Genomic DNA, 12,410 nt, shown 5'->3' with positions numbered 1-12,410 from the left:
CCCGCCCCCGGGGAAACCCCTAACTCATCTACCTGCAAACGGCACCATGCGCATTCTCGTCGTGGAGGACGATGCCGAAATCGGCGCGGCGATCCACAGCCGCCTCGTGCGGCTCGGCCATGCGGTCGATCTCGAAACCGACGGCTCGATCGCGAACGGCTTGCTGCGCGTCGAGCGTTTCGATCTCGTCGTGCTCGATGCGAATCTGCCCGGCCTCGACGGCTTCTCGGTGCTGCGCAACCTGCGCGCATCGGGCAGCACGACGCCGGTGCTGCTCGTCACCGCGCGCTCCGCGATCGACGACCGCGTGAGCGGCCTGGGCCTCGGCGCCGACGACTATCTCGTGAAACCGTTCGACTACCGCGAGCTCGATGCACGCGTGCAGGCGCTGCTGCGCCGCAACAGCGGCCACGCGAACGACGTGCTGACGCTCGGCGGCCTCGTGATCGACCGCAGCAGCCGTCTCGCCGAACTCGACGGCCAGCCGCTGTCGCTGTCGCGCCAGGAATTCGCGCTGCTCGAGATTCTCGCGAGCCGACCGCAGCGGATCTTCTCCAAGGACGAACTGCTGAACCAGCTTTTCAGCTTCGGCAACGAGCCGACCGCGAACGCGGTCGAGCAATACGTGACGCGCGTGCGCAAGAAGCTGCAGGGCAGCTCGGTCGAGATTCGCACCGCGCGCGGAATGGGGTATCAGATTGCCGCGCATTGACTGGTTCCCGAAGACGCTGTTCGGGCGCACGCTGCTTTTCATCGCGCTCGTCGTCGCGACCGGCGCGCTCGCGCTTGCCGCGATTGCGCGCTACTACGCGGGCGTCGCGGCCGAGCGCGCGTACGACCAGTTGCTCGCCGGCGCATCGATCCAGGTCGCGGAGAACCTGTACGTGCAGGGCGGCGTGCTTGCGCTGAACCCGCCCGTCGCCGCGCTGTCGACGCTGTCGCGCTACGACCTCGTGTACTACAAGGTCGTCGATTCGCGCGGTGTCGTCGTGGCCGGCTACAACGATCTCGCGAGCCCCGCGACGCTCGCCGCCGCGAAACAAGGGCCTGCGTTCGCGAACGCCGTCTACCAGGGGCACCGGATCCGCACCGCCACCATCGCACGCTACATGCCCGAGGAAAGCACGCCAGGCTGGGCGCTCGTCACCGTTGCGCAGACAATCAATGCGCGGCAGCAGCTGACGAACGACATGAGCATCAAGGTGTGGACGCTGATCCTGCTGATGAGCGTGCTCGCGATCGGTGCGAGCGGCCTGGCGATCCGGCGCGGGCTGCGCCCGCTCGCTCAGATTGGCACGATCATTGCCGCGCGCGATCCGGCCGATCTGCGGCCGGTGGCCGTCGACACGCCGAGCGAGATCGACGCGATCATCGGTTCGATCAACGGACTGATGCGCCGCCTCGCCGAGCGGATCAACGCGATGCAGCGCTTCATTGCCGACGCCGCGCACCAGATGCGCACGCCGCTCGCGCGCCTCGACGCACAGATCGAATTGCTCGACGGGGAAGTCGATCCCGCGCGTCATGCGGCGCGGCTCGATGCGTTGCGCGCGACCTGCTCGGATGTCGGCCGCCTCACGGGGCAGCTGCTCAATCATGCCATGGTGATTCATCGCACCGAGGTCGTGCCGCTGCAACCCGTCGACCTCGTCGCGCTCGCGAAGGACGTGCTCGGCCGCACGATTCCGCTCGCGGACGCGCGCGATGTGGCGGTCGCATTCGCGAGCGACGCACCGCATGCATGGATCGACGGCGATGCGATCAGTCTGCAGGAGGCGTTGTCGAACGTGCTGCACAACGCGCTGCTGCATGGGCATGCGGACGACATCGTCGTGTCGGTCGCCAGCGCGGGCAACGCGGATCGAGCGGTGACGCTGACCGTCACCGACAACGGGCAAGGGATTCCACGCGAGCATTGGGACGCGGCGCTGCAGCCGTTCGTCCGGATTGCGCCGGACGGCAGCGAGCGTCGAACCGGATCGGGGCTCGGGCTCGCGATCGTGCAGGAAGTGATGAAGGCGCACGGCGGACGTATCGGGTTCGCGTTTCCCGATGCGGGCGGGTTCGCGGTGGTGCTGACGTTTCCGCAAGCGGCGACGAAGCGCGCAAGCGAAGCTTAGGGAACCGTATGATCTGACGCGCGAGCAATCGAACGCCACATGGCGACAGACGCTCGGTCGTCGCTGTCGCGGTCATCATCGGCATTGCGCTGCGCACGTCGCGCCACCAGCAGATCCAACTGGCCATACTGGCAGTCGCGGAACGGCCGCCACAACGTTCCGACGCTGGCGTGTTTCCCGACATCCGCAGCATCGCGCCTTCGGCAAAACCGACGCAACTGGATGACTACGCCTTGTGCGTCGACAACAAGATGCTCGTTTCCGTATTCGCGATCCCGTCGATCAGGCGGATCGCGCCGAGCACGCGATCGAAATGCTCGAGCGAATCGGCATGCAGCTCGGCGACCAGATCCCAGCGCCCGTTGGTACTGTGGATCGACGCGACGTTCGGATGCCCGCGCAGCACCTTCACTACTTCCGCGCCGCGATTGCCCTGCACCGCGATCGACATCAGCGCGCGAATCCGGTGTCGCTCGGCCGCCGGCTTGAGCCGCACCGTATAACCGACGATCACGCCGTTCTTCTCCAGCCGCGTCAGCCGGTTCTGCACGGTCGCGCGCGCGACGCGCAATTCCTTCGCGAGCGTGACGACGGGCATCCGCGCGTTGTCGCGCAGCAGCGCGATGAGCTGCCGGTCGACGTCGTCGAGCGTAATCATGAACGGACCTTCCTGTTGAACGTGAGACGGCCGCCAGCGTGCCGGACGGCGCGCATTTCGACCACCATGGCTTGTACAAACTGCCGGATATGACCAGCAATTTGCGAAGTCTATCGATAAATCTGCCACTTTTGCCGTCTTTTTGTTGGCTCGACTCACGGAAATAATGACTCCATCGACCGGCCGCACACGCCGCGACGCCGCTTTTGATGGAGCCGGGGCCCAGGCCGTCGCGCCCGCCCCGGTCGGCCAGGACGCCTGGACACCCGTACCGGCAAAAATTGGAGACAGACCGATGACCCGCTTCCTCGACGTTCCCGCCACCGCCCGACTGATCGCCAGGACTGGCGTCACGCCGTTCCTGCGTGAGCTCGTCGACACGCTGCGCGCCGATTACATGCAGTGGGCCGACTTCGACAAGTCACCGCGCGTCGCCTGCCACTCGCGCGACGGCGTGATCGAGTTGATGCCCGTTGCAAACGCATCGCTGTTCGCGTTCAAGTACGTGAACGGCCATCCCGTCAACGCCGCGCGCGGCATGCACACGGTGATGGCGTTCGGGGCGCTTGCCGAAGTCGACACCGGCTACCCGCTGCTGCTCGCCGAACTCACGTTGACCACCGCGCTGCGCACGGCCGCGACGTCAGTGCTCGCCGCGCAGGCCCTCGCCCGCCCCGACTCGCGCACGATGGCGCTGATCGGCAACGGCGCGCAGAGCGAATTCCAGGCCATCGCGTTCCACACGCTGCTCGGCATCGACGAAATCCGCGTGTTCGACGTCGACCGCCACGCGACCGACAAGCTCGTGAAGAACCTTGCCGCGTACCCTGAATTGCACGTCGTACGCGCCGCATCGACCGCCGACGCCGTGCGCGGCGCCGACATCGTGACGACCGTCACCGCCGACAAGGCGTACGCGACGATCGTCACGGCGGACATGATCGAGCCCGGCATGCACCTGAACGCGGTCGGCGGCGACTGCCCGGGCAAGACCGAGCTTGAAGCGGACGTGCTGAGCGCGGGCCGCGTGTTCGTCGAATTCGAGCCGCAGTCGCGCATCGAGGGCGAAATCCAGCAGATGCCGGCCGACTTCCCGGTGACCGAACTGTGGCGTGTGCTGCAGGGCGAGGCGGCCGGCCGTGAACACGCGGACGAAGTCACCGTGTTCGATTCGGTCGGCTTCGCGCTCGAGGACTACTCGGCGCTGCGCTACCTGTACGCGCTCGCGCAGCAGCACAACGCAGGCGTCGAGATCGCGCTGATTCCGCCGGCCGTCGATCCGAAGAACCTGTTCGCGCTGATCGACGATCCGGCCGCGGTCGCGCAGGGTCACGCGGCCTTCGTGACCGAAGCCGTCGCCGCGTTCGCGCGCTGATCGTCATCCCGGGCGGCGTGCACGCCGCCCTGCTCTCCGCCTCTCGCCGTTACCGCTCATGAATCTCGTATCGATCCAGGCGCCGGCCGCCGTCGTGATGATCCGGCCGCACCGCTTCCTGCCGAATCCGCAGACCGCGGCCGACAACGCCTTCCAGCGCACGCCCGCCGCCGACGCGAACGGCACCGCGTCGGTGTCGGCCGCCGCACGCGATGAAGTCACGGCCGCAGCGCGCACGCTCGCCGACGCAGGCGTGCGCGTGCACGTGTTCGACGATCACGGCGAGCGCGACACGCCCGACTCGGTGTTCCCGAACAACTGGTTCTCGACGCATCCGGGCGGGCACATCGCACTGTTTCCGATGTATAGCCCGAACCGCCGCCGTGAGCGGCGCGCGGACATCGTGGAGATGCTGAAAGCGGAATACCGCGTACAGGACGTGATCGACTACTCGGGGCTCGAATACGACGACGTGTTCCTGGAAGGCACCGGCGCGATGGTGCTCGACCACGTCGCGCGGATCGCATACACCGCGCGTTCGCGCCGCGCCGATCCGATTGCGCTCGAACGCTTCTGTACGAACTTCAACTTCGAGCCGATCTGCTTCGACACGGCCGACGCGAACGGGAAACCGATCTATCACACGAACGTGATGATGAGCGTCGCAACGGACTTCGCGATGGTGGGTCTCGACCTGATCGCCGATCGCCGGCGCCGTGGCGAAATCGTGCAACGCCTGGCCGAAACGGGCCGCACGGTGATCGCGCTCGATCACGCGCAGATCGCGAATTTCGCGGGCAATACGCTGGAACTGTCGGGCACGAACGGACGCGTGCTCGCGCTGTCGCGGCGCGCGTTCGACTGCCTCACCGGCGACCAGCGCGCGACGATCGAACGCAGCGCGCGGCTGCTGCCGCTCGACGTGCCGACGATCGAACTGGCCGGCGGCTCGGTGCGCTGCATGCTCGCGGGGATTTATCTCGCGCGGCGGACAACCGCGCGGGATGCGACCGCCGTGGAATCGGCCGCATTGCCACGCGAGACGATGTCGCAAATCTGACCGCCAGGCATGCAAAGCGCAGAACGGTTGCCGATGCGATGCAACGACAACCGTTCTTTATTTGAAGGCGATTGAACCGGCAAGCGTCAGCCCGAATCGGCAATGCTGCAGAATGCTCCGGCATCCGAACGATACCGGAGCCCGCAGCGCCACTCACCCCGCCAGCAGCTTCAACCCGGCCGGCAGCGTTTCGCCGAACACGCGTGCCGTGTCGGCTTCGTCGAACGCGATCGCCTCGCGCACCATGTCGATCCACGCGGCCGACACATTCGCGGAAGACAGGCGTTTGATCACCGCCTCGCGCGTTTCATCCGGCAAATCGCGTTCGCGGTCGCCCGTCATCCGCGCGATTTGCGCAACCGCGAATGCCGCGGGTTCGACCTGCTTCCAGTCCAGCGCGAACAACGCGTCGAGCCAGCGGTTCGCGACGTCGGCCGGCACGACACTGTGCGCGCTCCCGTAGAACGGCCGCCGCGCGCCGATCCGCCCGAGCGCCCACGCGCACAGCGTGCGTTCGGCCGGCTTCTGCAATTGCACGATCAAACGCTCGGCCAGTTCCACCTTGCGCTCGACCGGCAATCGTTCGAGCGACGCGGACAAGCGCGTCATATCGGCCGGGCCGACCTTGGCCGGATCGAACGGCAGCTTGCGGCGCTTGTCATCGGATGGTTCGAGGAACGCGATGGCATCGCGCACCTGCGTCTGCGCGTCGTCGTCGAGGCCGCCGGCCACGCGCCGCCACAGCGTCCACCATTCGGACCACACCTGCGCGTCGTTCACGTACTGAATCCCGTCGTCGAACAGCGGCCACAGCTGCTCGATGCGCCACGCATCGAGCGGATGGCCGAAGCCCGGGCGCAAGCAATAGCCGGCGAGGTTCAGCCACGCGCGCTCGTGATCGGCCGAGCGCCGGCGGCGACGCGCCCGCGCGAGCAACGCGTCGAACAGTTCGCGCGCGAGCGCGACGTCCCACTCGTCGCGCGGGCCGAGCACCTGTTCAAGTTGCGCACGCAACCGTCGCGTGTCCTTCGGCGTGACGTTCGCGGCCTTGCTGCCGAACGAACGGTCGATCAACTCGATCGCGTGATCGAGACGCGGATGGCGCGCGAGCGCGGTGTCGTCGCCCTGCGCGGGCGCATCGCCGCGCAACTGGAATTCGAGCCGCCAGCGCCGCGCCGCGTCGTCGGTCGCGATGCAGTGCATTTCGAGCGTGCCGACTTCGGTCAGCGACGCGGTGAGCTTCACCGGCGTTTCGCGCGCATCGCCGCCGGCTTGCCGGTCGACGACCGTCGCGATCGGCGGTAACCGCACGAAATCTCCGCCGTCCAGTTCGACGAGATCGCCGGGCCGGTATGCCGTGTCGGCTACCGTCGATACGAGGTGGAAACGCACGGGCTGCCCGAGCTGAAGCGCGAACGTGCGCTCCTCGAGCCGGATCTCGCGGCCCTCTTCCGAACCGCGCGGCAACAGGCAGACGCCGCGCGGGGCCGCGTCACCGTCGCCATCGTCGAGCACGAGGAAATAACTGCGCGCGGAGCCGCCGCCGATGCGCGGTGCATGCCCCGCCCGCGCCAGCCCGTAGGCCACCGCGCCGCGCGCGACCGCCACATCCGGATGCGCGTTGTGCAGCACGTTAAGCGGTGCGCCGCGCCACGCGCCGAGCGTCTGCGCGAGACGGCCGGCAAGCGCGCCGGCGCGAAACACGCCGCCGTTGAGCAGCAGCGTGTCGGGCAGCGGGCCTTCCGCATGGCGATTCAGGAACGCGGCGACGTGGCGCGTGACGGCCGGGTCGCTCGCATACGGCAAGCCGAATTCGACGATCGCGGCCCGCGCACGGCGCGGCAGCTCGCCGGCCTCGACCTGCGGAAAGAAGCCGTCGACGACGATCTGCTCGACCTCCTGCCGCGTCAGCTCGGCCGAGCGCGCGCCGCCGACGAGCTTGCTGCCCGCGCCGAGCAGCGTCACGGCGACGGACGCCGGCGCGTCGTCGCCGAGCAGCCGCTCCTTGGCCGCGCGGCAGCGTTCGACGAGCTGCGACAGGCTCGCGGCGGACAGCCGCGTACCGGGCTCGGTCAACCGCGGCTCGAGCAGGCGCGCAAGCGCGAGGTCCATGTTGTCGCCGCCGAGCATCAGGTGATTGCCGACGCCGACGCGCGTGAAGGCCGGTTCGCCGCCTTCGCCCGGCGCGACGTCGACGAGCGTGAGATCGGTCGTGCCGCCGCCGACATCGCAGATCAGCACGCGGCGCGCGGCGGCAAACGTGTCGCGCAACGTCGCGCGCTGGCCGTACAACCAGTCGTAGAACGCGGCCTGCGGCTCTTCCAGCAACCGCAACGCCGGCAGTTTCGCGCGTCTGGCGGCCTCGACCGTCAATGCGCGCGCGCCGTCGTCGAACGACGCCGGCACCGTCAGAATGACGTCCTGCTTCGCGAGCGGCGCATCGGGAAAGCGTGCGTCCCACGCGGCACGCACGTGCGCGAGATAGCTCGCGCTCGCGTCGACCGGCGACACCTTGTCGACGCCCTCGGCCGCGCCCCACGGCAGGATCGCCGCGAGCCGGTCGACCGATGCGTGCGACAGCCAGCTCTTCGCGCTGATGACGAGCCGCCCCGGCACCTGCGCGCCGAGCGTGCGCGCATAACGACCGATCACGGCCGGCGGCGCATCGGCCGCGGCCGCGCGGGTCGTGTCATGCGTCCACGGCAGGCGCAGCGCGTCCGGCGGCAGTTCGCCCGCCGCCGGGTGATAGCGCACCGACGGCAGCAGCGGCTGCGAGGCCACCGCGCCGGGGCCAACCAGCTGCTCGACGTCGAACACGCGGATCGCGTCGGAGCCGGCCTCGACGTATGCGACGACCGTGTTGCTTGTGCCGAGGTCGATGCCTACCGTATAGCGCTTCATCGCGCTCAGGCGGCGCCGCGCACGTCGAACTCGACTTTCCAGCGCTCGTTCGTGCCGCTCGGGATCGCCTCGAGCTCGAGCGTGCCGACTTCGGTCACGCACGCATGCAGCTTCACCGGCACGACCTCGCCGACCGTGCGCCCTTCGGCGGGCAGCGTCGCCTGGATTTCCTCGAGCTCCTGCAGCTCTTCGGGCGACCAGTAGTCGAGCAGCGTGCCGACCTGATCCTGACGGCGCACCGACGACCCGAAGAAGCGGAACTGCACCGGTTCGCCGACGACGAGGCCGAACTCCTGCGGCGGCAGCGCCGCATCCGTGCCTTCCTCCATCCCGAAGGGCGCGACGCAGAGCGCCTGCACCGGCGGCTCCAGCCCCGGCACGGCGGGCATCGCCGATTCGATCGCGACGTAGTACGCGCGCGCCGTGCCGCCGCGAATGCGCACGCCGCGGCCGCGCTTCACGTAACCGTAATAAGCCGCGCCGCGCGCGACCGCCAGATCGAGGTCCGCGCCTTCGAGCAGGCGCGCGGGCGATGCGCCTTCGGCGGCCAGCCAGCCGTTGAGCGTGTCGAGCACGCGCTGCGTGAGCAACGTCGACTTGAACACGCCGCCGTTGAACAGAACCGCCGTCGGATGGAGGAACGTCGCGCCTTGCGGCAGCGTGCGCTGCACGCCGTCGAGCGTATCGAGCGCCGCGACCTGGCGGCCGAGGAACGCCGCGAGATGGCGCGTGATGCCCGCGTCCTGCGCATACGGCAGGCCGAGCTGCGTCAGGCCGACGCGCGCACGGCTCACCGGACGCGCCGCCGCGTCGACCTGCGGGAAAAAGCCTTCGAGGATCGTCTGCGTGAGTTCCGCGCGCGTCAGCTCCGTGCGGATCGAGCCGCCGATCAGCTTCGAGCCGCGGCTCGGCACGACGAGCGGCACCGCATCGGTCGTCGGGTCGGACAGCAGCGTTTCCTTCGCCGCGCGGCACGCGTAGGTCAGCGCGCGCAGTTGCCACGGATCGGCCTGCGTGCCCTGCTGCGCGAGCTTGCGCGCGACCACGTGCGCGAGCGCGAGATCCATGTTGTCGCCGCCGAGCAGGATGTGCTCGCCGACCGCCACGCGATGCAGTTCGAGATTGCCGTCGCGCTCGACCACCGCGATCAGCGACAGGTCGGTCGTGCCGCCGCCGACGTCAACGCACAGGATCAGGTCGCCGACCTGCACCTGCTTGCGCCAGCCGCCTTCGCTTTTCTGGATCCAGCTGTAGAGCGCGGCCTGCGGCTCCTCGAGCAGCGTCATCCGCGAATAGCCGGCGGCACGCGCGGCTTCCGCCGTCAGTTCGCGCGCGGCCGGGTCGAACGATGCGGGGATCGTGACCGTCACGTCCTGATCGGCGAACGGCGCGTCCGGATGTGCGTGGTCCCACGCTTCGCGCAGGTGCGTCAGATAGCGGATCGAGCTTTCCAGCGGCGACACGCGCGACACTTCCGGCGGCGCATCGCTCGGCAGAATCGCCGCACGGCGGTCGACGCCCGGGTGGCACAGCCAGCTCTTCGCGCTCGACACGAGGCGGATCGGCGTGCCCGCGCCGCGCGTGCGCGCCATTTCGCCGACCGCGAAGGTGCGCGTGGCGGTCCACGGCAGCGTCAGGTCGCCCTGCGTCAGCTCGCTTTCATGCGGGAGATAGAGGAACGACGGCAGCAGGTCGCGCGATTCCAGCGCACCGGGCGCGGTCAGCTGCGCGATCGGCAGCACCTGCTGCGTAATTTTTTCGCCGTCGCTCGCGGCGCTGTCGACGTACGACAGCGCGCAATGGGTCGTACCAAGGTCGATACCGATCGAATAGCGCGGATCGCTCACAGTTCCACCTCCGCCGGTGCGATCACCGATGCGTCGTGGCTGCCCGTCAGCTTCGGCAGGCGCACGTCGGCCACGCGCCAGCCGCGATGGCTGACCGTACCCGTGAACGGCGCCGCGCCGACCACGTTGCCCGTTACGCGCACGGCCGTCGCGTCGAAGCCGGCCGGCAGCGTCACGCGGCTGCCTTCGGCTTCATCGCGCACCGGCACGATCGTGAAATGCTCGCGTAGCGCAGCGCGGCAGCCGTCGTGCACGAGGCGTGCGGCGGCGCCGATGTCGGCGTCCGCATAGCCGGCGATGTCTTCCTCGACGAAGTCGATGAAGCGCGCATCGCGCTGCAGCAGGCCGAGCAGTTGCAGCGCGGCTTGCGGGCTCGCTTCGCGCAGCTCGGGGGCCGGAGCCTTCACGGGCGCAGGCGCAGGCGCCGGGGCCGGGGCGCCATCGCGCACGCGCAGCACGCCGGCCGCGAACTCGCGGTTGCCGATCACGGAGAAGAACGTGCCGACGGCCAGCGACAGCCGGCCGAAGAAGGACAGGTTGGATTCGGGCATGGGGTCTGGACTCCTGTGGGCTCGCGACACGGCGAGCAACTTGCCTGGGCGCCGGGCGGCGGCGTGCGATTGCGCACTGCCGCCGCCCGGCGCGTGATTCGGGCGCGCCCTCTCGGGTGCGGAAAACCCGTATTTTGCCCTGTGGCGAGCGAACCGGGCAGAAGTTGGGGGACAGAACACGGCGGCGCGCGGGTTTCGCGCCGCGCCGGATTGCGTCGGACTGCCGGCTATCGGGTGACGGTCGGGCGACGGCCGAGATGTTGCGGCGCGTCAGCGCGGCTTGCGGCGGCGCGCCGCCTTCGTCTCGAAATCGCGTGACAGCATGCCGAGCGTGACCTCGCCGAAGCGCGCAAGCAGCACCGCCTCGGCCTCCTTCAGCGTGGCCGACAGATGCGCATTGACCGCCTGTTCGACCAGGCATTCGGGTGCATCCTCGGCCACCAGATCGGAAAACACCGGCGGCTCGCCCACCGCGCGATAGACGTCGAGCAACGTGATGTCGTCGAGCGCGACGCTGAGCGCCCAGCCGCCGCCGTGCCCTTTCTCCGACTGCACATAACCGCAGTCGCGCAGCCCGCCGAGCAAACGCCGCACGACGACCGGATTCGTGCCCAGCATCGCCGCGATCGCCTCCGACGTCAGCGGGCCGTCGGCCTGGTCCATGTGAATCAGCGCATGAAGCATGCGCGACAAACGGCTATCGGTTCTCACGGACGGTTGGCCTCCACTCTCGAAACTCTTGAAGTTGCATGAATGATACCATCGACCTATCATGCAACTTCTCGTGTTTCATGAGTGAGTGACCGTCGAAGCACGTTCTTCGCTTGATGCGGATTCGGGAAAGGAGTGAACACATGCAGAATCATCATGAAGTGATCGTGATCGGCGGCAGCTTTGCGGGGCTATCGGCCGCGATGCAGCTGGCACGCGCGCGGCGCCGCGTGCTCGTGATCGATGCCGGGCAGCCGCGTAATCGTTTTGCCGAACATGCACACGGATTCTTCGGGCAGGACGGCAAGCCGCCTGCGCAGATCGTCGCGGAAGCCGCCGCGCAGCTCGCTGCCTATCCGACCGTGCAGCGGATCGCCGGCGACGCGCGCACTGCCGAGCGCGATGCGAATGGCCGCTTTCACGTGACACTGGCGGACGGCAGCCGCGCAAGCGCCGAGCGGCTAATCCTCGCGACCGGCATCCGCGACGAACTGCCCGCACTGCCGGGTCTCGCGCAACGCTGGGGCGTCAGCGTGCTGCATTGCCCGTATTGCCATGGCTACGAGGTATCGGGCCGTCGACTCGGCGTGCTGGCCACGCATCCGCTCTCCGTGCATCAGGCGATCCTGATTCCGGACTGGGGACCGACGACGTGGTTCACGCAGGGCGTAGTCGAGGCGAACGAGGAGGAAGCCGCGCTGCTCGCCAAGCGCGGCGTGCGTATCGAGCGGTCGCCCGTCGTCGACATCCTCGGCGAAGCGCCGCACATCGACGCGCTGCGGCTCGCCGACGGGCAGGCCGTGCCGATCGATGCGCTGTTCATCGGCGCGCGCACTGAGATGGCGAGCGATCTCGCCCGACAGCTCGGCTGTGCATTCGACGACGGGCCGCTGGGTACGGCGATTCGCGTCGATACGTGGAAGCAGACGAGCGTTCCCGGCGTGTTCGCGGCCGGCGATGCGTCGAGCCTGATGACGAATGCGACGTTCGCGTCGGCGTCCGGCGTCGCGGCCGGCGTGGGCGCGCATCGGTCGTTGATTTTCGGGCTCGACGCGTGATGCGTGCGGGGCGTCCGCCTTGATCGACGATGCGGCACGCGGCCTTCTTCATGCCGCGCGCAGCGTGCGCGATCGGCGCGTCGCATCCGGCCTGTCGCGCGCTGAACGACGACGGCGTGATATCTTCCA

10 protein-coding genes are annotated in these 12,410 nt (G+C 68.7%); 5 read left to right on the top strand and 5 right to left on the bottom strand.

What is annotated here, in order from left to right; translation table 11 throughout:
• Nucleotides 1–46: 46 nt before the first annotated feature.
• Nucleotides 47–712, top strand: a complete 666-nt coding sequence (locus WI26_RS16935) for a response regulator transcription factor (RefSeq protein WP_059466067.1) — start codon at nt 47–49, stop codon at nt 710–712.
• A complete protein-coding gene (locus WI26_RS16930; RefSeq protein ID WP_069226592.1) occupies nt 699–2,120 on the top strand; it encodes a sensor histidine kinase in 1,422 nt (473 codons plus the stop codon). Before WI26_RS16935 ends, WI26_RS16930 begins: the two co-directional genes overlap by 14 nt.
• 226 nt (nt 2,121–2,346) lie before the next feature.
• Here the strand turns inward: WI26_RS16930 and WI26_RS16925 are convergent, their stop codons facing one another.
• Nucleotides 2,347–2,778 carry an Lrp/AsnC family transcriptional regulator gene (locus tag WI26_RS16925; protein WP_059449152.1) on the bottom strand — a complete coding sequence of 144 codons (432 nt, stop codon included), beginning with the start codon at nt 2,776–2,778 and terminating at the stop codon, nt 2,347–2,349.
• A 295-nt stretch (nt 2,779–3,073) separates the two neighbouring features.
• Here WI26_RS16925 and WI26_RS16920 point away from each other — a divergent pair, with 295 nt between their 5' ends.
• Nucleotides 3,074–4,153: an ornithine cyclodeaminase gene (locus WI26_RS16920; protein ID WP_069226591.1), complete on the top strand. Its 1,080-nt coding sequence runs from the start codon at nt 3,074–3,076 to the stop codon at nt 4,151–4,153.
• 58 nt (nt 4,154–4,211) lie between these two features.
• Nucleotides 4,212–5,213, top strand: a complete 1,002-nt coding sequence (gene ctlX / locus WI26_RS16915; protein ID WP_069226590.1) for a citrulline utilization hydrolase CtlX — start codon at nt 4,212–4,214, stop codon at nt 5,211–5,213.
• A 153-nt stretch (nt 5,214–5,366) separates the two neighbouring features.
• Here the strand turns inward: ctlX and WI26_RS16910 are convergent, their stop codons facing one another.
• From WI26_RS16910 to WI26_RS16895, 4 genes are all read right to left on the bottom strand, one after another.
• Entirely contained in the window at nt 5,367–8,114 is a 2,748-nt protein-coding gene (locus WI26_RS16910; protein ID WP_069226589.1) for an Hsp70 family protein, read from the bottom strand.
• Nucleotides 8,115–8,119: 5 nt separating this feature from the next.
• Nucleotides 8,120–9,961 (bottom strand): Hsp70 family protein, encoded by a 1,842-nt coding sequence (locus WI26_RS16905; RefSeq protein WP_069226588.1) that lies wholly within the window; start codon nt 9,959–9,961, stop codon nt 8,120–8,122.
• Nucleotides 9,958–10,512: a DUF2760 domain-containing protein gene (locus WI26_RS16900; protein WP_069226587.1), complete on the bottom strand. Its 555-nt coding sequence runs from the start codon at nt 10,510–10,512 to the stop codon at nt 9,958–9,960. The genes WI26_RS16905 and WI26_RS16900 overlap by 4 nt, the downstream gene beginning before the upstream one ends.
• 270 nt (nt 10,513–10,782) lie before the next feature.
• The gene (locus tag WI26_RS16895; RefSeq protein ID WP_059466074.1) at nt 10,783–11,223 is read right to left on the bottom strand and encodes an Rrf2 family transcriptional regulator; all 441 of its coding nucleotides are present in this window, start codon (nt 11,221–11,223) and stop codon (nt 10,783–10,785) included.
• Nucleotides 11,224–11,366: 143 nt separating this feature from the next.
• Here WI26_RS16895 and WI26_RS16890 point away from each other — a divergent pair, with 143 nt between their 5' ends.
• Nucleotides 11,367–12,281, top strand: coding sequence for an NAD(P)/FAD-dependent oxidoreductase (locus WI26_RS16890; RefSeq protein WP_059466075.1), 915 nt, complete (start codon nt 11,367–11,369; stop codon nt 12,279–12,281).
• Nucleotides 12,282–12,410: the final 129 nt, after the last annotated feature.

Origin of the sequence: Burkholderia diffusa (assembly GCF_001718315.1) — a bacterium.
In the GTDB taxonomy this organism is placed as follows: domain Bacteria; phylum Pseudomonadota; class Gammaproteobacteria; order Burkholderiales; family Burkholderiaceae; genus Burkholderia; species Burkholderia diffusa_B.
The sequence above is the reverse complement of the archived record's forward strand: the minus strand, read 5'-3'. Positions and strand labels throughout refer to the sequence as shown.